The sequence below is a fragment of the Bacillus cereus group sp. BfR-BA-01381 genome (assembly GCF_022663555.1).
Lineage (GTDB): Bacteria > Bacillota > Bacilli > Bacillales > Bacillaceae_G > Bacillus_A > Bacillus_A pacificus.
On sequence record NZ_JAKUFR010000011.1, the window covers coordinates 36298 to 60818 of the forward strand.

Below are 24521 nucleotides of genomic sequence, written 5' to 3' on the forward strand. Positions count from 1 at the left end.
TGCTGATATCAATTTCTCCAAGTGGTCTGACCACGAACACTACTACTATAATAATCGAAGTGTAGGGAAATTGTCCATTATATTTTCACAACCACATTTTCTTCCCCGACAATTTCACGAAGTGCTCCTAAACATTCTTCACTTGGATGAATCGATAAACTTCGAGATAATTGTACCATTTTATGTTCCTTTTCATAATAAATTAGTACTTTCGCAAAACCCGAATAGTCAAACAATATTTTAGTAACCTGATTTAAAAGCTTTTTCTCATATTGAGACGGCAATTTCACGTAAACAGACGCATCTTTTTTTTCCTCATACACATCCATTTCTTCTAACGGATATAGTCCATTTACAATCCATTGCAGCTTATGATTTCTAAGCTCAATCATGCCGTCAACTAAAACAATTGCTCCTTCTTGTAACTTATCTGAGAAATGTATATACGTTTCGGGGAAAAGAACTGCTTCCATTTCATCATTTTGATCACAAAATGTAATAAATGCCATCTTTTGCAACCTTTTCGTACGAATCACTCTCACGCTTGTTATGTACACGATAGCTCTTTGTACTTTTTTCTTATGTCGCATCGCCTGAGCGAGAGATGGAATTTCTAATTCTTTCGCTAACTTCACATACTGCGCTGTCGGATAGCTTGATAAATAAAAACCTAGTACTTCCTTCTCTTTATTTAACTGTTCAATAAAAGAGAGCTCTTCTCCTTGTACGTATTTTGATTTTGGAACAGCATCTCCTAAATCACGTGCAAGATTGGCATACTCTAAGGCTCCTTTAAGACTTTTCCATAAATTCGTTCTCGAAACACCAAAATCGTCAAAACATCCAGACCAGACGAACGCCTCTAAATTTCGCTCTGTTACAAACTTTGATGGCATGCGCAGACAAAATTCAAATAAATCTTCAAACATTTTTTTCTCTCGTTCTTCGATTAATGCTGTCACTGTAGCCATTCCGATGTTTCGAATGGAAAGTAAGCTGTAACGTATCGCATTTCCTTCTATTTGGAAATTGTAACCACTTCTCTGAAGAGAAGGCGGCAAAACATGAAAACCTTTTCGCTTCGTTTCTCGTATATACTGCACAATCTTATCTTCATTTCCAATTGCACTCGACAATAGTGCCGTCATAAATTCCAGCGTATAATTCGCTTTTAAGTAGGCAAGTTGATATCCAATCATACTGTAGGCTACAGCATGACTTCGGTTAAAACCGTAATTTGCAAATCTTACAATTAAATCATAAATTTTCTCTGCCGATGTCTCGTCATAACCATTTTGTAAACAACCTTGCACAAAATGCTTACGTTCCTGATCTAAAATATCACGATTTTTTTTACTCACTGCACGACGTAATAAATCTGCTTCTCCGAGCGAGAAGCCCGCCAACTTCGACGCAATTTGCATAATTTGTTCTTGATATACAATTACACCGTATGTTCTTTCTAAAATCGGTTTTAAGTCCGGATGTAAATATTCAATTTTTCTTTTTCCGTGCTTTGATTCAATAAAGGTTGGAATTTGCTCCATCGGTCCTGGTCTATATAACGAGTTAACAGCAACAATATCTTCAAATTCATTCGGCTTTAACCCGCGAAGTACATTTCGCATACCACCTGATTCAAGCTGGAATACACCTGTTGTATCCCCTCTACCTAACAATTGGAATGTCTTTTCATCTTGAAGTGGTAAATTTCTTATATCGATTTCTTTTCCTGTTTTTTGCACGATAAACTTTATAATATTTTCAAGTAACGTTAAATTACGTAATCCTAAAAAGTCCATCTTGAGCAACCCAAGTTCTTCTAATGCATCAGCGGGGTATTGCGTAACATATACATCGTTATGCCCTTCTTGAATTGCAACACTTCCGGTTAATGGCTCTTGGCTCATAATAACGCCAGCTGCATGAATAGACGTATGACGTGGTAAGCCTTCTACACGTTTTGCAATTTCAAAAACACGCTCATGCAAAAGGTTTCCTTGTATAAACTCCCGGAGTGATTGCGATTCCTCATATGCATCTTTTAACGTTATACCAAGCTTTGATGGGATAAGTTTTGAAAATATGTCGATATCTCGTGGCGGAAGCCCCATTACACGCGCAATATCTCTAATTGCCGCTTTCGCTGCCAGCGTCCCGAACGTTACAATTTGAGCAACACGAAGCTGACCATATTTATCCTTCACATATCGAATCATCTCATCACGTCTTATATCCGGAAAATCAATATCAATATCTGGAAGTGTCACACGTTCGGGGTTTAAAAACCTTTCAAATAATAGATCGTATTCAATTGGATCAATATCTGTAATTTCTAATACGTAAGAAACGAGTGAGCCAGCCGCTGATCCACGACCTGGTCCTGTTAAAATATGATTTTCATGCGCGTACTTCATAAAATCCCAGACAATGAGGAAATAATCACTAAACCCCATGCTAGAAATCACGTTTAATTCATGATTCAAACGCTTTATATGTACTTCTTTCGGCGTACCATAACGTTTCTGCAATCCTTCTTCACAAACGCGGCGTAAATACATATCATTCGTTTCGTTAGATGGAACAGGAAATTTCGGTAATTGATTTACATGAAACGGTATTTCTACTCTGCAACGTTCTGCAATTTCTACTGTGTTATAAATCGCTTCTTCTACGTGAGAAAATAGTGCTTCCATTTCATCTGATGATTTTAAATAATATTGATCTGTTTTCAGCCTCGGCCTATCTGGATCCGTCATTTTCGTTCCACTTTCAACAGATAATAAGCATTCATGAACAAGTGCGTCACTTTGATTGATGTAGCGTACATCGTTTGTTGCGACGACTGGAATATTTATCCTACTTATAAATACAGGTAATTTCTCTTGTAGAAGCAGTTCATCTTGAATCGCATGATGCTGTAAACTCATATAAAAATTGCCGAACATATTTTGATACATACGAGCTACTTCTTCAGCTTGACTCTCTTTGTCTTCTAATAATAATTGTTCGATTTCCCCATCTTTACCTGGTGAAATAGCAATTAATCCTTTCGCATAATGTGCAAGCCATTTCTTAGGAATACCTTCTTTTGACTTCGTCATAATGCTACTAGAGATCTTTAATAAATTTTGATAACCTATTTCATTTTCAGCCAGTAAGACAAGCGGATAAGACTTTTCTTCTTCTTCACTAAAAATAGAAGCTGTTAAGCCGATAATAGGATGTATACCATGTTTCTTACATGCTTTATAAAACGGAATAACGCCATACATAACATTTTCATCCGTAATAGCAAGTGATGAATAACCGAGCTCTTTCGCCCTAACTACAAGTTCATCAATTTTACAAGCACTTTTTAATAAACTAAAAACGGTTTGACATTGTAAATGCACAAACTTCACTGTTGTACCCTCTCTTTACCTATTTGACTACTTTTATTATAGGTGAAGAGGAAAGAGGAAATCAAAACATACTTCTTATACTTTGTCCATATATATGAAGAAGAAAGGGGAATGACGATGGATGTAAGAGAACATACTTTTTTCTCTCTGCTTATTATTAGTTATTTTATTGCCTTTGGGGTTATACTTGGTGGTTCATTAATTGGTGGATTTGGTGCATTTCTTATCGGAAAACCAACTCTCACTTACATTAATCAATTCGCCCAAAATTTAAGAATTTGGGCACTCGTTGCAGCGATTGGCGGAACATTTGATACTTTTTATAGTTTTGAAAGAAGTTTCTTTGGCGGGGATATGAAAGATATCGTAAAACAAATTCTCCTTATTTTTTTCGCAACAGGTGGTATGCAAACTGGTCTTATTATTATTAAATGGCTAACGCAGGAGCATGTATGAGAGTACCAAGTGCCAATACAGCGAAAAGATGGTATTTAGTTTTAGCTGGCGCTGCTGTTGGAGGCGTGTTGAGCTGGTTTATTTTTTTGTACATATACGGTGTTTTTCAAGAAGAACAAGCTAGTAAAATAGCAGAACAAAGAGAAATTATAGAAAAACAAGAAGCAAAGCTCCACGTCCTTCTCGAAGATCAAGAAAAATTGAATACTGAAAATAAACGGCTCTTAACCATTCAAGAGATTAAAATAAAACTTATAAATCGAGAAAAATACGATTTAGACAATCTTACACTCGAAAATATGACTACATCTATCCATAATGACCTCCAGCATCTTTTAACGAAAAACATACAAAGTATCGCAAAAAATAAAGACCTACTCAAAAAAGTAATCGAAAACAAGACGTACAAACATTACGATCGGCTATACCGTTTTAAAGTCGATACAATATCTTTTGATACCGTGCTTGAAATTAGCATTACGATAGAGAAAGAAAAATAAAGTGAAACTTTAATCAGTGGGGGTTTTCTTCATCCCCCACTGATTATTAGTTGAACCAATCGGGCTTTTATGGGCAGTTGATCCCCACCTAACTTCTTTGCTTTCGCTGAAATTTGAGGTGGGGGTCTTACTGCCCATTAAAGCGGGATAAAGAAGGAGGGCTTTAGCGCCACTCCTTCTTTTCGTTCTAACATATAATTTCTTATTTACAAATCTCACGTAAATCAGCAAATAGACGATCCGCATCTTCCCAAGAAGATGCTTTTGCACCAGAAGCCATCGGATGTCCTCCACCGTTATATTGCATTGCTAATTTATTTATAACTGGTCCTTTTGAACGAAGGCGAACACGAATCACATCGTCTTCCTCTAAAAATAGAACCCATGCCTTTAATCCATCAATATTACCAAGTGCTCCAACAACACCAGACGCCTCAGAAGGAAGTACATCAAACTTTTCTAATACTTCTTTCGTTAATTTAATGTAAGCTGCTCCTTCTTCTACCATCGTAAAGTTTTGTAAAATATAACCGTTTAAACGAGCAATTTTTTCTTTTGTTTTATACATTTCATTGTATAAATCTGTGAATTTCACATCCATATCAACAAGCTCACTTACGTAACGAAGTGTTTTCGCTGTTGTATTCGGGAATAAGAAACGACCTGTATCCCCAACAATACCTGCTAAAATAAGACGAGCTGCTTCTTTTGTTATTTGTAATCCTTTATCTTTTCCATAATTATAAAACTCATAAATCATTTCGCTTGTAGAACTTGCTGTCGTATCTACCCACGTAATGTCTCCGTATGGATCTTCATTTGGATGATGATCAATTTTGATTAACATCTTCCCTTTTGTATAGCGTTGATCGTCAACACGTTCTTGATTTGCTGTATCACAAACGATAACAAGCGCATTTTCGTATACACTATCTTCAATATCATCCATTACTCGTAAATATGCTAATGACGGTTCATTGTACCCAACTGTATAAATATTTTTCTCTGGAAACGATTCTTGTAGAATTGTACTAAGGCCGCCTTGTGAACCTAACGCATCTGGATCCGGACGCACATGACGATGAATAATAATTGTATCAAACTCTTTAATTGCTCCTAAAATTTGCTCATGCATATGTATAATCTCCTTTTTATTCAACTTCTTCACTTCAACGTGCAGTAAAAAAACAATGAATGTAGGCTAATCATTAGCGCGCGGAAACATCCCCACACTAATGAAAGTCTCACTTTATCCTCCATTATAACGGAAAGTATTTCATACATGCGAACAATTGCTTTATAATAAAAGTTAGAAAGTTTAGATATTTTTTCTCCACTATTATTTTTCATAAAACGATGGGAGTGTGCATGATGCCAGTATTAGTCTTCTGTATTATCGTCTCATTTATGTTGTATCTCTTCTACAAAACAAAATACTTTCGTACAAACCGCCCAATGGAGAAAGGTTGGCTCTCAGGAAAATCCGCAATGGCACTCGGTTCATTCGTCTTATTCTTCGGGATAAACCAATTCTTTTTAGAACTTTCAACCGCTCGTATTATCGTTGGTGTTTTATTTGTTCTATTTGGTAGTGCAAGTGTATTTAATGGATTTCGCCAATATAAACATTTCTTACCATTAGCAGTTGAAGAAGCCGAAGTCTATGAAACAACGTAAAAAAGCATCAACATTGTGATGCTTTTTTACGTCCTCTAACTTTTAAAATCATATATGCGACAAACGCAGAAGGGATATTAAATGGGTTGCCTTGCACATGAAGGTGTAATTGTTCTTCCCCAAAAGACATTTTTTCATATAGCTCTCGCTGAGATAATCCTGTTTTTTTCTTTTTTTCATGTAAACCTTGTAAGTATAAATATTGAATCGGTATCATTATAAGAAAGTAAAATAGTGCGATACTACCAAAAAAGAGTACTGTTGATGACATAATGCATACCACCTTCCTAAAATCCATTTTCTTACAATATAATCATAACATAATATACAACCTAAATGAATTACTATTCTGTCTTTTCTTTATATAACTGTTTCTCCACATAACTCTTTTTCAGCATACTGAACATATCGCCGAATAAAAGCGCCAGGATCTTTTCTAATAGGTTCAATATCAAGCCTTAATGGTATTTTTCCAGCCATATAAAAGATTCTTGAAGCAGTTCCAAGTCGAATGGCTAGTTCTGAAATATGTTCCCCATATCCCATCATAAAATTCCCCCATGCATCTTCTAACTGTCCCGAAGCAATTAAATGCAATCTCGGAACACCAATATCAAACTCTTTATACCCAAATCCACATTCATCAAAATCGAGTAAATACCAATCCTCTTTGTCTACAAGAATATTTCCAAAATGCATATCTCCGTGAACAAATTGTTTTTCTCCCAATTGAATTGAGTTTGTAAGTTCTTGTATTCTTTCTGCAATTCTCAAGCATTTATTTTTATCCTCATAAGATAAAAAAGAAGTATTTAATAAATATTGTAAAGGCTCATGATTCATCTTTTTCTCGCTATATATAGGTCTTTCATAACCTCTCCAAGTTTGCGGCACACTTTTAAGTACTCCATTTGTTTTTTCATGAAACATGCGCATGAATGATCCAAGTTTTTCATAATCTTTATCCTTTGGTTCTATAATTTCACTTCCATTTATAAACCTAAAGACAACAAAATACTGGATACTTCCCTCATCTTTCATAACAGGTGTGACCCAGTCACCATCTTTATTTACAACTACTTCTGGTACTAACATTTGTTTTTGTATCGCTATTAACCAATGTATTTCAGCTTCTATTTGCTCGGCTGTATAACGACCTTCTCTATACTGCCTCACTACAAATTTATTTTTGTCCGATTCAAATATATATGTTTGATTTTCTCCCCCATGCAATAATGAAACTTTCGTAAAACTATTTAAATCATATTGCTTACATAACCATTGTCTAGTGTGAAAATCCATTCCTATCCCCCTAGTTCGTATAGTAAAGCATAGTAATAATTAATAGCTTAAACTTTCTTATCGAGTAATCACCAATTTTCTATCCGCACCGATACATATCCTGCTATTTTTTTACTTCTCTACCCGAGCCCTTACGTAGCTTAAATAATAAATTCAAAACAAAATAAAACAAAATAAAGTTAAAGAAAAAGCCTAATGGATGAAACGAAATTTCCCATCCGCCATAATAAACAAATGTTTCAGCTGGTACACCAAAGTATAGAAAATCGCCCTTATTTTCTCCAGCTGTAGAGATAAAGGAACAAACAATAGCGAAAATCAAACTTACTACATACAATTTCTTTTTCTTTGTATCCATTCTTCGATGTGTTAACACATGAAAAGTTATTGCAAATACTACCCCTAAAAAGAGAATTATTACTCCCATTCGACACCTCCACAATTATTGTTCAAGCATCTTCAAACGATTGCGTGCCCATACTTATGAATATAGATTCGATTGCAAACTAAATTTACAAACTCCCTATTGTAGCGTTCTAAAAAAAATGGAACAAACCAAAGCGGCTTGCTCCATCTTTTTATTTATCGATCAATTGCACCATAAGCAATGCTTTTCCAACAACATTACCTTCATGATGTACTTCTACATCAACCTTACCAAATTTACGTCCAATTTCTAATACTTTCGGATGAACGGATACAACATTGTCAATTTGAACTGGTTTTACGAAATAAATTGTTAAGTTCTCAACAATTAAATCACTCTTCTTTTGCGCACGAATAACGCGATTTGTTGCTTCCGTCACAATCGTTGCGAATACACCGTAAGATAGCGTTCCGATTGAATTCGTCATTTGCGGTGTCACTGAAAATTGATATAGATGCTCATTTTTCGCTTCTTTCGGCGTCATGAATTGATTTGTTACAATATCATCGATTGTTTCGCCGACTTGCGGTTGACGCTGAATCATTTGCAACGCCTGAAGTACATCTTGACGGCTAATAATACCTTGCAACTTATTTCCTTCATCAACAACAGGAAGTAACTCAATACCTTCCCATACCATCATACGCGCCGCAGCTGCGACAGACATTTTTCCATTTACCGTAATCGGATGCTTTGTCATCACTTTATCAATTGGTGTTTCTTTCGCTACACCGATCATATCTTTTGAAGTTACAATACCTAATACCTTTTTATTTTCATCAACAATCGGATATCTTCCGTGCATCGTCTCTTCGTTATACGCATGCCATTGCTGCACTGTATCATCTGGCTTTAAATATAACGTTTCTTCAATTGGCGTTAAAATATCTTCAACGAGTACAATTTCTTTCTTAATAAGCTGATCGTAAATCGCACGGTTAATTAATGTTGCAACTGTAAATGTATCGTAACTACTTGAAATAATCGGCAATTTTAATTCATCTGCTAATTTCTTCACATGATCTTCCGTATCAAATCCGCCCGTAATTAACACCGCAGCTCCGGTTTCTAACGCTAATTGATGTGCGTTCGTACGATTACCGACAATAAGTAAGTTTCCAGCTTCTGTATAGCGCATCATCGCTTCTAATTTCATTGCTCCGATTACGAATTTATTTAACGTTTTATGTAGTCCTTCTCTGCCTCCAAGTACTTGACCATCGACAATGTTAACGACTTCTGCATATGTCAGCTTTTCAATATTTTCTTTCTTCTTTTGTTCAATTCGAATTGTTCCGACACGTTCAATCGTACTAACATACCCTTTATTTTCTGCATCTTTAATTGCACGATAAGCTGTACCTTCACTTACACTCAAATCTTTTGCAATTTGCCTTACAGAAATTTTATGCCCTACTGGCAGGCTATTAATATGTTCTAAAATTTGGTTATGCTTGGTAGCCAAATGGTTTCACCATACTTTCTTTTCCCTAAATTCTTCATGTGTTGTATTTTCAGTATACTATATTTTCAAAACTGTTACACTCTCTCTTTGTATATCTGTACTATTTTTTTTATAACAAAATACGCCTTACATTACACCACTGCTTCCATTACAACAATGTAATGGTATTGTCATCTCGTTCAATAGTTTGTCCAGCCACTTCCATATACAATGAAGACAAGAAATGAAACAAAGGAGCGGATACATGATGAAAAAATTATTAGAAGTTGTAGGTGCTGTATTTTTAGCTTTCGTAGACGGGAAAAAAGTTGCAATGGAATTGAATGAAACACCTGAACAGCCACTTCCAAAAAGAAAAGAATCATCAAAACAAGTACAACCTTTAAAAGCTGTCCTACACACGTAAAAAACCCTTCACTTGTCTTTTCAAATGAAGGGTTTCTTTTCTATAGTGTAATACTTTCTCCAGCTTCTAATACTTTCCCTGTACAATTTTGTAGCTTTTCTACAAATTGATATGGATCTTGTTCAATAACCGGGAACGTATTGTAATGCATCGGTACAACCGTTTTCGCTTGAACCCATTCTGCTGCTAAAACAGCATCTTCTGGTCCCATTGTGAAATTATCACCAATTGGTAAAAATGCTACATCAATGTTATTTAGTTCCCCAATTAATTTCATATCAGAGAATAGAGCGGTATCCCCTGCATGGTACACAGTTTTCTCTTCTGCTGTAAATAAAATACCTGCTGGCATACCTGTATATGTAATCGTCTTATTTTCTTCATCAATATAACTAGAGCCGTGGAATGCTTGTGTAAACTTCACTTTTCCGAAGTCAAATTCATGTGAACCACCAATATGCATCGGATGTGTTTTTACACCTTCCCAACTTAAAAATGTCGCTAGTTCAAATGGTGCCACTACAACTGCATTATTTTTCTTCGCAAGCTCTACTGTATCTCCAACATGATCACCATGTCCATGCGATAAAAGAATCGCATCTACTTTTACATCTTCAGCCTTTAAATCTGTTTTCGGATTTCCTGTTAAAAACGGATCAATTAAAATTACTTTTCCATTCGTTTCAATCTTTACAACTGAATGCCCATGATAAGATACTTTCATATTACATTCCTCCCCTTATTACATTCTCACTTTTTATTCTACATGATTTTTCAATTCCCTGTCTTTTCTAACATCGATTTACTTGTCATAACGCTTTCTTCCGAGTTAAAGTTATATTTGTAATTAAATATCTCGGGGGTGCCAATCGATGAATGCTAGATTAGAAAATTTAATGCAATGGCTAAAAGAAAAAAACGTAGAAGCTGCGTTCTTAACTTCTACACCAAACGTTTTCTACATGACAAACTTCCACTGTGAACCACACGAAAGACTTCTTGGTATGTTTGTATTCCAAGAAAAAGAACCTATTTTAATTTGCCCTAAAATGGAAGAAGGCCAAGCACGTAACGCTGGCTGGGCACATGAAATTATCGGGTTTACTGATACTGACAGACCATGGGATATGATTGCAAAAGCAATTAAAGACCGCGGTATTAATGCAAATGCAGTTGCAATTGAAAAAGAACATTTAAACGTAGAGCGCTACGAAGAATTAACAAAACTATTCCCAAATGCAGCTTTCAAATCAGCTGAGGAAAAAGTTCGTGAACTTCGTTTAATTAAAGACGAAAAAGAACTTTCTATTTTACGCGAAGCAGCTAAAATGGCAGACTATGCTGTTGAAGTTGGTGTAAATGCAATTAAAGAAGATCGTAGCGAACTAGAAGTATTAGCAATTATTGAACACGAATTAAAAACAAAAGGCATACATAAAATGTCATTTGATACGATGGTATTAGCTGGTGCAAACTCTGCTCTTCCACACGGTATTCCAGGTGCAAACAAAATGAAACGCGGCGATTTCGTACTATTTGATTTAGGCGTAATCATTGACGGTTATTGCTCTGACATTACACGTACAGTAGCATTCGGCGAGATTTCTGAAGAACAAACTCGTATTTACAACACTGTACTTGCTGGACAACTACAAGCAGTTGAAGCATGTAAACCAGGTGTTACACTTGGCGCAATTGACAACGCTGCTCGTTCTGTTATCGCAGATGCAGGTTACGGCGACTTCTTCCCGCACCGCCTTGGTCACGGACTTGGAATTAGCGTACATGAATATCCAGATGTAAAAGCTGGCAACGAATCTCCATTAAAAGAAGGTATGGTCTTCACAATCGAGCCAGGTATTTACGTACCAAACGTAGGTGGCGTTCGTATTGAAGATGATATTTACATCACAAAAGACGGATCAGAAATTTTAACGAAATTCCCGAAAGAATTACAATTTGTGAAATAATAAAAAGGCAGCTTAATTGCTGCCTTCTTATTTCTCTACTATTTCGAATTTCTCTACTATCATTTTCGCTGGATAACTCTTAAGCGTTTGAGAAGACCATACTTTTATTTTATACCCTGTTTTTAATTGATTATATGCGCTTTTATCCTTAAAACTTAAAACCGTATGTGATAGATGTTCTTCATTCATTTGTTGTTCTATATAATTTTGTAACTCTACTTTTGTTTCAAACGTTTTATCATCGGCCAAAAACACTGTGTCATTTCTTAATATGATATACCCCTCTTTAGGTACATCTTTTACCGCTACTTGCTCTACTGATTTTGTAGTACACGCTGCTAATATGATTAGAACTACACCTAAAAACATGAACATAGAAAATTTCATATGCCTATCCATTCGCAACTCCTCACTCTACGCTATTTCGGCTTTAAAACCATCTTCTCCTCATACTTATCATCCCATTTAATCACAATCTCTATCGGTTCATCTTTAGATAGAGGCGCGCAACTTACACAAGAAGATTTCATTTCAACCCTTGCTCCCCTATGACTTTCTGACGTTTGTGTCATCGCACTAAAGGTTCCATTAATAGTAATCTCTAAATTTTTAAATTCTGTATTTCCATCTCCGCCCTTATACTGAAATGTAAACATTCCATCTTCACTGTCATCCTTAATATACCCTTTATATTGCCCCGTCCAATTCTTGCTCTCACTAGAAAAAGTAACATACGAAATCGAACAACTTCCTAAAAAGAAAATACTAATGAAAAAGAATAATGCTCTCTTCATAATGTACCTCCATTCAAAAGCACTTATTTATTGTTTATTCCTTCCTCTTATTATACTATTAAAATACAGAATTTTCTAAAATAGGAGGTTTATATGTTACAACAACAGTTAGAAGAAATTCGTAATAATAATTACATACTGGATAACACAATTAACATTGATTCTTTAAGTTCCAATATGCTTGAGCACATCGGTGTTACCGATAGCTATTTAAGAGACAAACTTATTTACTCTACTTTTTATCATCTCATCAAAAAGGAATACCTTTCACACACGCAATTACAGAAACTACTATTAGAAAGCATCAGTGAAAAATATTTATTGTATAAGATTTATTCAAATGACGAAGATGCGGTATTTACCCGTGCATTTACAACATTATTAATTGCGCTCATTATTGATGCCGATACAAATCATAATTTCTTATCACAGAATGATATTTTAAATGTAAAAGATCAATTGATTCTATATATGAACAATGAACATGATTTCCGGGGATATGTGCAAGACCACGGCTGGGCACATAGTATCGCTCATGCTTCCGATACATTTGAAGCGCTTGTTCGTAGTCCTAAACTGGAAACTTTACATTACGAAGAAATATTACAAACTTTATTAAACAAAGTTTGTGTCCATTCCATCTATTACAAATATGAAGAAGATGAACGTATTGTTTATCCAATTGTCGCAATGCTGCAAAATGGCTTAAAGGAAGAAGTACTCCTATTAGCCCTTCATGAATTAGTAGCTCAATTACCCGTCAAAAAACAAACATTACATATTGAATCGTACGAGTTTCTATATGGGAACATAAAATCTTTCTTACGCAGCTTATTTTTCAGACTGCGCAAGCTTTCTATATGTGAAGAAACCGAATGTGAAGTTGAAAAATTGCTACAAGAGCTTCCAAAATATTATTAAAAAAAGAAGGCCACTTAGAAAGTGCCTTCTTCTATTTCACTAATATTTAATTGAAATTTCACGATCCAAACTGAGAAAAGGTGGACAAGAAGCGCAAACGCCATACATGCTCCGCTTAAAAAAGTTAGTATAGGATGCGAATACACGTGCCCTAATCCATAAGATATTGCCACGAAAAACATTGTTATGTAAATATAAATTGCTCCATGTATTTGCCTCATATTAACCTCCTTTTCATATAGTATAACATAAATTTTCTGATTATTCACATTAATAGACTGTGATTAATATTTCTCAACTGTTACACCTCTAACAGCCGCTTTAATATATGGTGCTCCTTGTAAACTTTGTAAATCCTCTGTTTTACCTGTTACGACTACACCGTATATTCGTAAGTCTTTCGGTTCAGTGTTTTTTATTTCATCATAGTTTGTCCTAAAATACTCTTGATATCCCCCTTTATTTTCACTTAAAGATTTCATAGATCCAAGAAATCCCGCTGAGTTTCCTTTAATATCCTCGTACTCATCTTCCTTCTTATCAGCATAACTCCCCTTAAAACCAAAAATATTCATCGATACCTCTGCATTTAAAACTGCTCCGGTTTCAGGATCTGCTAGTCCAGTATATGTCTCTGCTTTCGTTTCATCATATGTATCTACCCAAAGCCACACAGGTCGTATTCCTTCAGGAAGCATTTTTACTACTTCCTCCGCTGTATATGCCTTATCAAAAGATAGTGCTACCTCTGCAACCTTATTCTGCAATTCACTAATCCTCTCTAAATCATTCACATAGTTTACATACTCTGCAAAAGGTAAATAAAACCGCATTTCTCTTTGCATTGTCTGTCTATTATAATCTTGCCTTGTCGCAAATTCTGATTGTTTATTTATGTTCTCTTCTTCTAAACCTGTATTTCCATTATAATTTATTTGACCATAACCAAAGATCGAATACTCATAAATTTCATCAATCCACTTAACTGGTTGTCCTTGAATATTTTTATAGGAACTGTACAGCATCGTACCACTAGCTATTCCCATACTTAGTTTTGTATGTCCATTAAAAATAATATTAGGCCCTTGAACACTTTGTCGTAAATATACCCTCTGATCCATTTCCCGCTTACTCTTCTGATTAAAATAAATTAATAAACTGATACTACCTACAATCAAGATTAATGTCACAACTACTGAAATCACTAGGTTTCTCCAAAGCTGCTTCCTCTTTGCCTTCTTCATCAAAGTCTTCATCTGCTTATCATCCATATTCAAATCAAAGTCCTTCCGCCCCATCGTTTCTCCTCCTGTACAATTTTTTAAATTGATTTCTTGCTCTGTACAAACTTGTTTTCACTGTTTCTTCTTTCATGTTTAATAAAATGGCAATTTCCTTATAAGATAGTTCATATTCATATTTCAACAGTAAAATATGACGATAATCCTCCGTCATCGTCTCTAATATTTCTTGCACCTCGCCTTGTAGTTCACTTGTTAAAAGCAACTCATCTAATGACTTTTGACCAATAAGAACAACAGATTCAATCGCAATGGGATTTAGTCTTTTTTCTTTTCGATATAAATCTCGATGCTGATTGATCGCAACTCTAAAGAGCCACGGTGTTAAATGCTCTAACGGTATTTCCTCCATAAGCAATAAAGCTTTATACAACGTATCTTGTACAATATCTTCTGCTTCTTTTCGGTTTGCTCCAATCTTAATTAAGTATCCAAACACTGCTTTTGACTTCTCTATTAATAACGATTCAAACGTATCATGGCTCATCTAGCTCTCCTCTCTATATACTCAACGTTTAAGAGTGTAAAATGTATACAGCTTTTCTTTAATTTTTTTCAAAATAAAAAAGCACATCTATTTTGATGCGCTTCTCTCCGACATACTATTCTATTATTTCATCGCGTTCTTCACAACATCTTGAATCATAACAACTTCTGTTTTCATATCAACAGACGGTATTTCCTCATCGATACATTCACACCAAAATTCCAAATGCTTTTTATCAATTTCATGATGAGAATTTTCGACAAGAGCCCCGCCTTCCCCTTGCACAGAATACCAATATAAGTACTCTTCTCCATCTCTTATTTCCCGGAAAATTGTCTCAACGTACATCTTTTCGTCGTTTAATGTCAAAAGCACTTCTTTCATATTGTCATTCAGAAGCTGCATCCATTCATCTACACGATGACTTTTACCAGGCTTCACTTTAAATCTCGTTAATTCCACATTCATTTTTATTCCCCCATTTTCTTACGCACAAACAAACTATATTCTATCGGATTATGAAAACTTAATTTGTTAGCTAATTTTTGAGAAGAAATATTATCTACATTACAATCCCAGCACGGTGTAATATCATTTTGCATGCAATGTTCAATAAAACGTGTTGCAACAGCTTGGGCTAATCCTTTCCCTTGATATGCTTTATGCGTCACAATATCAATCTCCGCAAATCCGTTCCCACTAAATATCGAAACACATTCCGCTACAATCATTCCCCCTTGTTCTATACAAAATCCAAAACCACCGTTTAAAAACGTTTCTTTTGATCCCCAATATTCTTTGTAGTACTCCTCTGTAAATTCACTGCTTCGTTCTATATCTCTTCTATCAATACGCTTCACTTCATATGTATTTTTGTTACAATCTCGTTTTCTCTCTTCAAAGGTTACGCTTTGAAATTTCATTCGCGGAATGTTCCGAAGTACATGACTAAAACGCTCTTCTATCATCATTTCCCACTCGTCACTCGAAGAGAACAATGTAAATCTCTTCTCTGTTTTTTCAATAGCCTTTTTTATAAAAGAAAATAAATCTTCTTTATAATTTTGATCATCCGTATGACCAAATACATAATAAATACCGTTAGCTGTACGAATTAGTCCTGCTGTTAATTTCTCGTTTGCAAAAACCTCACCATCTATTACTTGATCACATACCGCATAAGCAAACGTCGTCGTTTTTGTATGGCTTTCTAAAATCGGAAGGATTTTTCTATACTCGGCTACAGATAATTTTTTCATAATTGCTCCACTTTAATCGTATCCGCCTCTATATTTTCAAAACAAAGATTTACCGTTCTCTTTAATGCTCTCGTTCTATGAATCGTGCATGCTGGAATTAAGATAGAATCATTCGGCTTTAATACCACTGTTTCTCCATCTTCAAAATCGATAAGTAATTCTCCCTCTAGTACAATAAATAATTCATCCGAATTAGAATGATAGTGCCAATCGTATTCACCAGTAAATACAGCAATTCGTAGGCAATGACTATTTACATTTGAAACGACGAAGTTTTTATGTTGATCTTGAATGTCTTTTGTTAATTCTAATAAATTCACAGTCTCCATATTTCGTCCCACCCTTTCATTAATCGTTCTTCTGAAAAAACTAATTTAATCTCCACCACCTCCACAATCTCCTCCGCCATCACTTGAGCTACTACAATCACTGCTACTGTAGTCACCGAATCCACTTGATAAACTTGAATCGGATGAAGATTTTTTGCTTCTTTTTCTATCTTTTTTACTTTCATGACTAGGCCACACTTTATCAAATAATATAAAGAATAAGATTCCTTCTACCATAACAAGTATAACGCCAAAAATACCTTCAATAACATTAGGGGTTATCCCCAAACTTTTAACCATCCCACATAAAAACACACAAAAAATTACATACAAGAACATACAAATATATCGAAATGTTTTTTCTATCATAAGGACTACTTTTTTTGAAAGAGGTATATTCTGTTCCTGTTTTTTCTTTATATACTTTTGTCTTTTAGCTTGCTTTTTCTTCCTCTTTTTGCTCCCCATTGAATCCCTTCTTTTTGTTATATAATTCTAAATTATCATAATAAAAATCGATTTACACCAATAAATAACAATTATTCACATTTTATTTCTCCATAAAAAAAGACCCTCCTCATAAAGGAAGGTCTCGAATGTATTTCTATTATGATAAAGCAGGAGCTTTTTCAAGAAGCTCTTTCGCATCAGCATATTGTAAGCCATGAGCTTCTGCAACCGCTTCGAATGTTACATATCCATCTAATGTGTTAATACCTTTTAATAATGCAGTGTTGCCTAAGCAAGCATCTTTGTAGCCTTTGTTCGCAATTTGTACTGCATATGGTACTGTTACGTTTGTTAATGCAAGAGTTGATGTACGTGGAACCGCACCTGGCATATTAGCAACTGCATAATGAACAACGCCATGTTTTTCGTAAGTTGGGTTATCATGAGTTGTAATACGGTCAGTTGTTTCGAAAATACCACCTTGGTCAATCGCGATATCTACAACGACAGAACCTGGCTCCATTGATTGAATCATTTCTTCTGTTACAAGTTTTGGCGCTTTTGCCCCTGGAATTAATACTGCACCAATAACAAGATCAGATTCTTTTACAGCTTCTGCAATGTTGTATGGATTAGACATTAATGTTTTTACTTGGTTACCGAAAATATCATCTAATTGACGAAGACGTTCTGCACTTAAGTCAATGATTGTTACATCTGCACCTAAACCTACTGCAATCTTAGCTGCGTTTGTACCAGCTTGACCACCGCCGATAATTGTTACTTTGCCGCGTTTTACCCCTGGAACGCCTGCAAGTAAAATACCTTTACCACCTTTGTTTTTCTCAAGGAATTGTGCACCGATTTGTGCAGCCATACGACCAGCTACTTCACTCATAGGTGCAAGTAATGGCAGTGAACGATTGTCTAATTGTACTGTTTCATATGCGATTGATGCAACTTTGTTATCGATTAATGCTTTCGTTAATTCTGGTTCTGGAGCTAAGTGTAAGTATGTGAATAAAATTAAACCTTCACGGAAATAGCCGTATTCACTTGCTACTGGCTCTTTTACCTTCATAACCATATCTTGATTCCATGCTTCTTCAGCAGTTTCAACAAGTTTCGCACCAGCTTGTACGTATTCTTCATCCGTAAAGCCAGATCCTAAACCTGCTCCTTTTTGAACAAAAACTTCATGACCATTTTGTACTAAATGTACTGCTCCCGCTGGCGTCATTGCCACGCGATTTTCATTGTTTTTAATTTCTGTTGGAATACCGATACGCATGATTAGTTCCCCCTTGAGTTATGAAATGACCCCTGAATCATTTTTTAAAGCGCTTTCTACGCTCTTATATTTTAACATAATATCTCAATATTTGACAAAAAATAATACAAGTTTTCCGATAGATTTAATCTTACATGAAAGGACAGTATTATCCGCACCTCTTTGCATAAAGGATAAACTGTCCAATTATTCGAAACTTCTCTTTATTTTTCTCTATCGATGTCTATGAATAACATCAACTGCACCAGTCACTTCAATAATTGTACCGGTAATCATATCGGAATCGTCCTCACATAAAAACGCAATTGTTCTTGCAATATCTTCACCTGTTCCAGATCTACCAACTGGTGTGTTATGTTCTTTCAACTGACGTGCTTCTTGAATCGTCGCTTCTTTCATTTCACCAATAATATCACCAGGACATACCATGTTTGCAGTAATACCATATTCAGCTTCTTCGTAAGCAACTGTTTTCGTTAATGAAACAAGTCCTACTTTCGCTGCGGCAAAAGCTGAACGATAAATCCATCCCGGTGCGCTATCCGCCCCTTGAAATCCGTAATTAATAATACGGCCAAAGTTCTGTTTTCTCATAACCGGAACGACAAGTTTCAACAAATGAAATACCGCTGTTAAATTACCCTGAATCATTTCATTCCATTCATCTTCTTCATAATCGACTAACTTTTTTCGTTCAAATACATATGGACCAGCATTATTAATTAAGAAATCAATTTTGCCAAAACGGCTTATCGCTTCTTCTACTATTTTATGTAAATCTTCCTTTTTCGTGACATCCGCTTGCACGAATTGTAGACGCTCTTCCATATTTTTATATGTTTCTTTCATCTTTTCCATAGCCGTGATATCGCTATGATACGTTACTGTTACTGAATATCCTTTAGCCAATAACTTTTCTGTTACTTGCTTTCCTAAACCTTTCGTACCGGCTGTAATGAGCGCATGTCTCACAAAACTGCCTCCTTTTAAATTGCTATAGTTCATATGTAACAAGTTCTCGCACCAATTACAACTAAAATGAATCAAAACAGAGTTTTCGAAATTCTGTAACGTTTCCGACAAGCACATTACCAAAATTTGTTTTATAATAAAGTTGTAAACGGTAATAAAAATGATTGGGAGGAATTTACTATGAATAATACATATACAAATATTTTAATCGCGGTGGATGGTTCTAAAGAAGCAGAAAAAGCCTTTAAAAAAGCAATTCAAGTCGCAAAACGCAACAATGCAACATTAACTATTGCTCATATCGTTGATGTAAAAGCATACTCAGCAGTAGAAGCTTATAGCCGTGCAATTGCTGAACGTGCAAATCTATTTGCAGAAGACTTATTAGAAGACTACAAAAAAACTGCGCTTGAAGCTGGCCTTGAAAAAATTGAAACTGTATTAGAGTTTGGTAATCCTAAATCAAAAATTTCAAAAGAAATCGCTCCAAATCATAAAGTAGATTTAATTATGTGTGGTGCAACTGGTTTAAATGCTGTTGAGCGTTTCCTAATTGGTAGCGTCTCTGAACATATTATTCGCTATGCGAAATGCGATGTCCTTGTTGTTCGTGGTGATGAGGAGCAAGGTGAGCTTTAATTTATAAATAAACCACCAAGTCCAGATGGGCTTGGTGGTTTTCATTTCACATATTTTACTAGAAATACAAGACAAGCTATAACAACAACGGTAATCGCCAGCACATAAGGCGGAAGAAACTTCAAAGACCACAGTGCCATCATAATCGTAGCTACCGTTAAATAAGATTGCCTTGCATCTTCTGTCATTTTTTTACGAAGGCAGAATACATACAAATAACCAATTGGCGGCGTAATAAAGCAAAGAACATATATGATTTTAGATTTCAAATACCATTTTTGTTCCCCGAGTTTCTTTATATCTTCTTCTATTCTCTTATGCTCTTGTTCTCTCGCTTCTTCTACAATCGGATCTTCCTCTTCTCCTCGCTTTTCTTTCATATAAGGAAGAAAATGCATGAAAAAATAGTATGCAAATACGAACGCTCCAAAGCCAATATTTAATCTTTCTAATGGGATATTCTCACTAAAAAAAGCAGCAGCAATCGCTAAAGAAAAACAATACGTCGTCATCCAAAATGAACGTTTTCTCTTTTTTCGTTCTATCTCTTTTTTATCATGTACATGTTTTCTTTTCGAAAGCCATATCGAAATACAGCAGTCTACTACAAATAGAATAAAGATAAATATCCCGATATGCACTGTTTCTACATCCTCAAATGAAAAGATATTTGGGAATGCACTGTGTAATACAATTAATGTGTACAAAATTAAACCTATAAAATAAATACGTCTCATTTTCCATCCCTTTCTTATTTCCTAACATTACGTTAACATACATTTTTTAGAAATAGACGGACAAAATATATATGTTTAAAAAAGGAGGATGCAACATGGATGATTCTGAACGTATTATTTTAGATGTGAATGGGAAAGAAATCGAAATGTTAGATACGATTCGTACTCATTTTAAAGAGAAACATGGTGTGGAACTAAGTAACGGTGCATTGCTTAGAGATTTGATGGATATTGAGTATATTCGAATTACGGAAGATCGACATAAGTACGATTAATCAATACATTTTAGGCCTAGAGCAAATTGCTCTAGGCCTACTTACATCCACACGAAAAATGCTATAATTAGAAAAAATGTGGAGGGTGTCAAAATATGAAATCTGAAAATATCTCAAAGCATTTTCATACATTACATGTACAAAGGAACGAGTTCCTTCCTCATCTCCATTCACTATCTCAAGAACAACTATGGTATCGCCCGCAGAATAGAAAATGGTCTATCGGGGAGCATTTTTATCACTTATATTTAATTACAAAAATGCTCAAAGTAGCAATTAAATTCTCGTTCATCCTTATCCCTTATGCAAAGCTAAGAAAAAATGCTCCATTTGTAACTGACATACATGACATTTATGCCGAATATAAAGAAAAGCATGGTAAAGGAATGAAAGCACCTTGGATTTTAATCCCTTCAAAAAAAGTCTATCGCTCTATGAATGTAACTGAATTAGAAGAATTACTTACACGTGAAACAAATGAAATAAAAAAACTCGTTCAAAATATAGAAGAAAATATTGCAGGGCATATCGTATTTTTAGATCCAATTGCTCACTATCCTAATTTGATTCAATCTATTCAACTATTAGCAATACATGAGAAACATCATTTTATGATTATGAAATGATAAATACTCCTGTAAAAATCTAAATACAAAAAGGTAAGGTGCTTTCTATAAAAAGCACCTTACCTTCTATCTCATAAATCATTTAATTCCTACAAACTCTCCAACCAATCCCTTCGCCTTCTCCAAAGCTTTTTCAATTTGCTCAAATCCAGTCCCACCAGCACTGTTACGACGCTTTACAGCTGCATATGGTGACAGCACTTCATACAAATCTTCTTCAAATAACGAGCTCATTTCTTTATACGTTGCAAGTGGTACATCTACTAAATAAATTCCTTTTTGTGTGCAGTGTAGCACTAGCTTTCCAACAATTTCATGAGCTTGACGGAATGGTAGTCCTTTGTTTGCTAAGTAGTCGGCAATTTCTGTTGCGTTAGAGAAATCTTGCGTTACAGCTTGCCCCATTTTTTCTTTGTTTACAGTCATCGTCTCTAGCATACCTGCCATAATATGAAGGCATCCTTCTACTGTTTTTACTGTATCAAACATTCCTTCTTTATCTTCTTGCAAGTCTTTATTGTAAGCGAGCGGTAATCCTTTCATTACTGTAAGTAAACTAAATAAATTACCGTACACTCTGCCCGTTTTACCACGAATAAGTTCTGCCATATCCGGGTTTTTCTTTTGCGGCATAATGCTGCTTCCCGTTGCATATTGATCGCTCATTTCAATAAATTGAAACTCTTGGCTACTCCATAAAATAAGTTCTTCGCAAAAGCGCGATAAGTGCATCATAAGCATAGATGAGTTACTTAGGAACTCCAGTATGAAATCACGATCGCTTACTGCATCTAAACTATTTTCATACATTCCATTAAATCCAAGAAGCTCCGCACTATATTCTCGGTCAATCGGGAATGTCGTTCCAGCTAACGCTCCTGCTCCTAATGGCGACATGTTAATACGCTTTAACGAATCTTCATAACGATTCACATCACGCTCTAACATCCAAAAATAAGCGAGAATATGATGCGCAAATGAAATCGGCTGGGCACGCTGCAAATGCGTATAGCCAGGCATAATTGTTTCAATGTTATTTTCTGCTTGATGAACAAGAACAGTTTGCAATTGTTTTGTAGCTTTTATAATATGTTCTACTTTTTCTTTTAAATATAAATGCATATCAGTCGCTACTTGATCGTTACGACTTCGTCCAGTATGAAGTTTCCCGCCTACTTCACCGATTTTTTCAATTAACATCTTTTCGATATTTAAATGAATGTCTTCAGCTTCAACCGAAAAATTCAATTTATTTTGTTTCGCTTCTTCTAATAAATATTGAAGACCTATCTTTATTTTCTCTGCTTCTTCTTTCGTAACGATGCCTTGCTTTGCTAGCATCGTTACGTGTGCAATACTTCCGTTTATATCTTGATTTACTAATTGTTGATCGAAGGAGATGGATGCTCCGAACTCTTCAACCCATGCTTCCGCTTCTTCTGTAAAACGTCCGCCCCAAAGTTTACTCACGCTTCCACCTTCTTTTGATTCACTTGGCTGTATACTTTCGTCGGTAAACCGAATAATGAAATGAATCCAACTGCTGCATCATGATTAAATTCATCCTGAGCAGTATACGTTGCTAATTTTTCATCATATAAAGAGTACTCAGATTTACGTCCTTCTACAATCGCATGGCCTTTAAATAATTTCACACGCACCATGCCTGTTACATTCTTTTGCGTTTCTTGTAAGAAAGCATTCAGCGCTTGTTTTAAAGGCGAGAACCATAAACCGTTATAAATAAGTTCTGTTATTTTCTGCTCAATCATCGGTTTAAAGTGTGCTACTTCTTTTACGAGTGTTAAATCTTCCAGTTCCTTGTGCGCCGTAATTAATGTCATCGCTGCTGGGCATTCATATACTTCACGCGATTTAATACCGACAAGACGATTTTCTACGTGATCGATACGTCCAACGCCATGTTTTCCAGCAAGTGCATTTAACGTTTTAATTAGTTCTGAGAGTGGGTATGCAGTACCATTTAAAGTGGTCGGTACGCCTGCTTCAAAGCCAATTTCTACAAACTCTGGTTTATTCGGTGTATCTTCTAATGCTAATGTCATCTCATATGCATCTTCTGGCGGCGCTGCCCATGGATCTTCTAAAATGCCACATTCATTGCTACGTCCCCATAAGTTTTGATCGATTGAAAATGGGCTGTCTAAATTAATCGGAATTGGTACATTGTTTTCTTTTGCATATGCAATTTCTTCTTCACGTGACCATTTCCATTCACGTACAGGCGCAATCACTTCTAAGTAAGGATTTAATGCTTGAATAGAAACTTCAAAACGAACTTGATCATTCCCTTTCCCTGTACATCCGTGTGCCACTGCAGTCGCGCCTTCTTGTTCTGCAATCTCTACTAATTTCTTCGCGATAAGCGGACGTGATAACGCTGAAACGAGAGGGTATTTCCCTTCGTATAACGTGTGCGCTTGCATCGCCATCAATGCATATTCATTTGCAAATTCTTCTTGAACATCAATCATATATGATTTAATTGCACCTACTGAAAGTGCCTTTTCTTTTACAAATGCTAAGTCTTTACCTTCCCCTAAGTCTAAACAAAGCGCGATAATATCATAATTCTTCTCTTGTAACCATTTAATTGCAACGGAAGTATCAAGACCTCCGGAATATGCTAATACAACTTTTTTCTTCTCCATTTTGCATCCCCCTAAAGAATAAATATTCATTTTCTTTTATAATAATTCACACTTTAACACCTTTTACAAAATGTATCAAGAGTCATTTTCAAATTTTTTCAAACAATTTCGTCGAACTTCTTTCTGTTTTTTTGTACAATATAAGCAGGAAATCGGGGGTG

30 protein-coding genes are annotated in these 24521 nt (G+C 35.4%); 9 read left to right on the top strand and 21 right to left on the bottom strand.

What is annotated here, in order from left to right:
• Nucleotides 1-77 precede the first annotated feature (77 nt).
• Nucleotides 78-3404, bottom strand: coding sequence for a DNA polymerase III subunit alpha (gene dnaE / locus MR079_RS05890; protein ID WP_242293712.1), 3327 nt, complete (start codon nt 3402-3404; stop codon nt 78-80).
• 42 nt (nt 3405-3446) lie between these two features.
• Between dnaE and MR079_RS05895 the strand changes: the two genes are divergently transcribed.
• Complete coding sequence (locus tag MR079_RS05895) at nt 3447-3860, top strand: YtrH family sporulation protein (protein ID WP_001998397.1); 414 nt, start codon at nt 3447-3449, stop codon at nt 3858-3860.
• The gene (gene ytrI / locus MR079_RS05900) at nt 3857-4360 is read left to right on the top strand and encodes a sporulation membrane protein YtrI (RefSeq protein WP_001265736.1); all 504 of its coding nucleotides are present in this window, start codon (nt 3857-3859) and stop codon (nt 4358-4360) included. The genes MR079_RS05895 and ytrI overlap by 4 nt, the downstream gene beginning before the upstream one ends.
• Nucleotides 4361-4562: 202 nt before the next feature.
• On the opposite strand, the gene MR079_RS05905 is transcribed toward ytrI, so the two are convergent.
• Nucleotides 4563-5495 (bottom strand): DHH family phosphoesterase, encoded by a 933-nt coding sequence (locus MR079_RS05905; RefSeq protein WP_242293713.1) that lies wholly within the window; start codon nt 5493-5495, stop codon nt 4563-4565.
• Between the two features lie 236 nt (nt 5496-5731).
• On the opposite strand from MR079_RS05905, the gene MR079_RS05910 reads away from it, so the two are divergent.
• Nucleotides 5732-6037 (top strand): YtpI family protein, encoded by a 306-nt coding sequence (locus MR079_RS05910; protein WP_001144773.1) that lies wholly within the window; start codon nt 5732-5734, stop codon nt 6035-6037.
• A gap of 7 nt (nt 6038-6044) precedes the next feature.
• Here MR079_RS05910 and MR079_RS05915 read toward each other — a convergent pair whose 3' ends face one another.
• The 4 genes from MR079_RS05915 to MR079_RS05930 all read right to left on the bottom strand — a co-directional run bounded on the left by MR079_RS05915 (nt 6045) and on the right by MR079_RS05930 (nt 9231).
• Nucleotides 6045-6308: a DUF3949 domain-containing protein gene (locus tag MR079_RS05915; RefSeq protein WP_049111430.1), complete on the bottom strand. Its 264-nt coding sequence runs from the start codon at nt 6306-6308 to the stop codon at nt 6045-6047.
• Nucleotides 6309-6397: 89 nt separating this feature from the next.
• Nucleotides 6398-7339, bottom strand: a complete 942-nt coding sequence (locus MR079_RS05920; protein ID WP_242293714.1) for a phosphotransferase enzyme family protein — start codon at nt 7337-7339, stop codon at nt 6398-6400.
• Between the two features lie 103 nt (nt 7340-7442).
• Nucleotides 7443-7766 carry a hypothetical protein gene (locus MR079_RS05925; RefSeq protein WP_000538209.1) on the bottom strand — a complete coding sequence of 108 codons (324 nt, stop codon included), beginning with the start codon at nt 7764-7766 and terminating at the stop codon, nt 7443-7445.
• Between the two features lie 151 nt (nt 7767-7917).
• The gene (locus tag MR079_RS05930; protein WP_000201583.1) at nt 7918-9231 is read right to left on the bottom strand and encodes a CBS domain-containing protein; all 1314 of its coding nucleotides are present in this window, start codon (nt 9229-9231) and stop codon (nt 7918-7920) included.
• A 244-nt stretch (nt 9232-9475) separates the two neighbouring features.
• Between MR079_RS05930 and MR079_RS05935 the strand changes: the two genes are divergently transcribed.
• On the top strand, nt 9476-9637 hold the full coding sequence (locus tag MR079_RS05935; RefSeq protein WP_000976301.1) for a hypothetical protein: 162 nt from the start codon (nt 9476-9478) through the stop codon (nt 9635-9637).
• Nucleotides 9638-9677: 40 nt separating this feature from the next.
• Here the strand turns inward: MR079_RS05935 and MR079_RS05940 are convergent, their stop codons facing one another.
• Nucleotides 9678-10361 carry a metal-dependent hydrolase gene (locus MR079_RS05940; protein WP_139866452.1) on the bottom strand — a complete coding sequence of 228 codons (684 nt, stop codon included), beginning with the start codon at nt 10359-10361 and terminating at the stop codon, nt 9678-9680.
• A gap of 148 nt (nt 10362-10509) precedes the next feature.
• Here MR079_RS05940 and pepQ point away from each other — a divergent pair, with 148 nt between their 5' ends.
• Nucleotides 10510-11607, top strand: a complete 1098-nt coding sequence (gene pepQ / locus MR079_RS05945) for a Xaa-Pro dipeptidase (RefSeq protein WP_000994026.1) — start codon at nt 10510-10512, stop codon at nt 11605-11607.
• A gap of 27 nt (nt 11608-11634) precedes the next feature.
• Here the strand turns inward: pepQ and MR079_RS05950 are convergent, their stop codons facing one another.
• Together MR079_RS05950 and MR079_RS05955 are read right to left on the bottom strand one after the other, a co-directional pair.
• The gene (locus tag MR079_RS05950) at nt 11635-12006 is read right to left on the bottom strand and encodes a DUF3221 domain-containing protein (RefSeq protein ID WP_242293715.1); all 372 of its coding nucleotides are present in this window, start codon (nt 12004-12006) and stop codon (nt 11635-11637) included.
• 20 nt (nt 12007-12026) lie between these two features.
• Nucleotides 12027-12401 (bottom strand): hypothetical protein, encoded by a 375-nt coding sequence (locus MR079_RS05955; RefSeq protein ID WP_242293716.1) that lies wholly within the window; start codon nt 12399-12401, stop codon nt 12027-12029.
• Between the two features lie 93 nt (nt 12402-12494).
• Here MR079_RS05955 and MR079_RS05960 point away from each other — a divergent pair, with 93 nt between their 5' ends.
• Nucleotides 12495-13322 carry a DUF2785 domain-containing protein gene (locus MR079_RS05960; protein WP_242293717.1) on the top strand — a complete coding sequence of 276 codons (828 nt, stop codon included), beginning with the start codon at nt 12495-12497 and terminating at the stop codon, nt 13320-13322.
• A gap of 14 nt (nt 13323-13336) precedes the next feature.
• Here the strand turns inward: MR079_RS05960 and MR079_RS05965 are convergent, their stop codons facing one another.
• From MR079_RS05965 to MR079_RS06005, 9 genes are all read right to left on the bottom strand, one after another.
• On the bottom strand, nt 13337-13543 hold the full coding sequence (locus tag MR079_RS05965; protein ID WP_001248905.1) for a hypothetical protein: 207 nt from the start codon (nt 13541-13543) through the stop codon (nt 13337-13339).
• Nucleotides 13544-13606: 63 nt separating this feature from the next.
• The gene (locus MR079_RS05970; protein ID WP_242293718.1) at nt 13607-14620 is read right to left on the bottom strand and encodes an anti-sigma factor; all 1014 of its coding nucleotides are present in this window, start codon (nt 14618-14620) and stop codon (nt 13607-13609) included.
• Complete coding sequence (locus tag MR079_RS05975) at nt 14601-15110, bottom strand: RNA polymerase sigma factor (RefSeq protein WP_139866447.1); 510 nt, start codon at nt 15108-15110, stop codon at nt 14601-14603. The genes MR079_RS05970 and MR079_RS05975 overlap by 20 nt, the downstream gene beginning before the upstream one ends.
• Nucleotides 15111-15233: 123 nt before the next feature.
• Entirely contained in the window at nt 15234-15578 is a 345-nt protein-coding gene (locus tag MR079_RS05980) for a DUF6176 family protein (protein WP_139866446.1), read from the bottom strand.
• A 2-nt stretch (nt 15579-15580) separates the two neighbouring features.
• The gene (locus MR079_RS05985) at nt 15581-16369 is read right to left on the bottom strand and encodes a GNAT family N-acetyltransferase (protein ID WP_139866445.1); all 789 of its coding nucleotides are present in this window, start codon (nt 16367-16369) and stop codon (nt 15581-15583) included.
• Complete coding sequence (locus tag MR079_RS05990) at nt 16366-16698, bottom strand: cupin domain-containing protein (RefSeq protein ID WP_139866444.1); 333 nt, start codon at nt 16696-16698, stop codon at nt 16366-16368. The genes MR079_RS05985 and MR079_RS05990 overlap by 4 nt, the downstream gene beginning before the upstream one ends.
• 45 nt (nt 16699-16743) lie before the next feature.
• The gene (locus MR079_RS05995) at nt 16744-17166 is read right to left on the bottom strand and encodes a hypothetical protein (RefSeq protein ID WP_242293719.1); all 423 of its coding nucleotides are present in this window, start codon (nt 17164-17166) and stop codon (nt 16744-16746) included.
• Nucleotides 17167-17305: 139 nt separating this feature from the next.
• Nucleotides 17306-18439: an alanine dehydrogenase gene (gene ald / locus MR079_RS06000; protein WP_001219398.1), complete on the bottom strand. Its 1134-nt coding sequence runs from the start codon at nt 18437-18439 to the stop codon at nt 17306-17308.
• 213 nt (nt 18440-18652) lie between these two features.
• Nucleotides 18653-19444 (bottom strand): SDR family oxidoreductase, encoded by a 792-nt coding sequence (locus tag MR079_RS06005; protein WP_087954921.1) that lies wholly within the window; start codon nt 19442-19444, stop codon nt 18653-18655.
• A gap of 147 nt (nt 19445-19591) precedes the next feature.
• On the opposite strand from MR079_RS06005, the gene MR079_RS06010 reads away from it, so the two are divergent.
• Nucleotides 19592-20050, top strand: a complete 459-nt coding sequence (locus MR079_RS06010) for a universal stress protein (RefSeq protein ID WP_001066673.1) — start codon at nt 19592-19594, stop codon at nt 20048-20050.
• Between the two features lie 41 nt (nt 20051-20091).
• Here MR079_RS06010 and MR079_RS06015 read toward each other — a convergent pair whose 3' ends face one another.
• Nucleotides 20092-20787 carry a hypothetical protein gene (locus MR079_RS06015; RefSeq protein ID WP_139866442.1) on the bottom strand — a complete coding sequence of 232 codons (696 nt, stop codon included), beginning with the start codon at nt 20785-20787 and terminating at the stop codon, nt 20092-20094.
• A 95-nt stretch (nt 20788-20882) separates the two neighbouring features.
• Between MR079_RS06015 and MR079_RS06020 the strand changes: the two genes are divergently transcribed.
• Nucleotides 20883-21062 carry a hypothetical protein gene (locus tag MR079_RS06020; protein WP_000342760.1) on the top strand — a complete coding sequence of 60 codons (180 nt, stop codon included), beginning with the start codon at nt 20883-20885 and terminating at the stop codon, nt 21060-21062.
• A gap of 95 nt (nt 21063-21157) precedes the next feature.
• Nucleotides 21158-21688 carry a DinB family protein gene (locus MR079_RS06025; RefSeq protein WP_242293720.1) on the top strand — a complete coding sequence of 177 codons (531 nt, stop codon included), beginning with the start codon at nt 21158-21160 and terminating at the stop codon, nt 21686-21688.
• A 78-nt stretch (nt 21689-21766) separates the two neighbouring features.
• On the opposite strand, the gene argH is transcribed toward MR079_RS06025, so the two are convergent.
• Together argH and MR079_RS06035 are read right to left on the bottom strand one after the other, a co-directional pair.
• On the bottom strand, nt 21767-23158 hold the full coding sequence (gene argH / locus MR079_RS06030) for an argininosuccinate lyase (protein WP_139866440.1): 1392 nt from the start codon (nt 23156-23158) through the stop codon (nt 21767-21769).
• The gene (locus MR079_RS06035) at nt 23155-24360 is read right to left on the bottom strand and encodes an argininosuccinate synthase (RefSeq protein ID WP_042514621.1); all 1206 of its coding nucleotides are present in this window, start codon (nt 24358-24360) and stop codon (nt 23155-23157) included. Before MR079_RS06035 ends, argH begins: the two co-directional genes overlap by 4 nt.
• Nucleotides 24361-24521 lie beyond the last annotated feature (161 nt).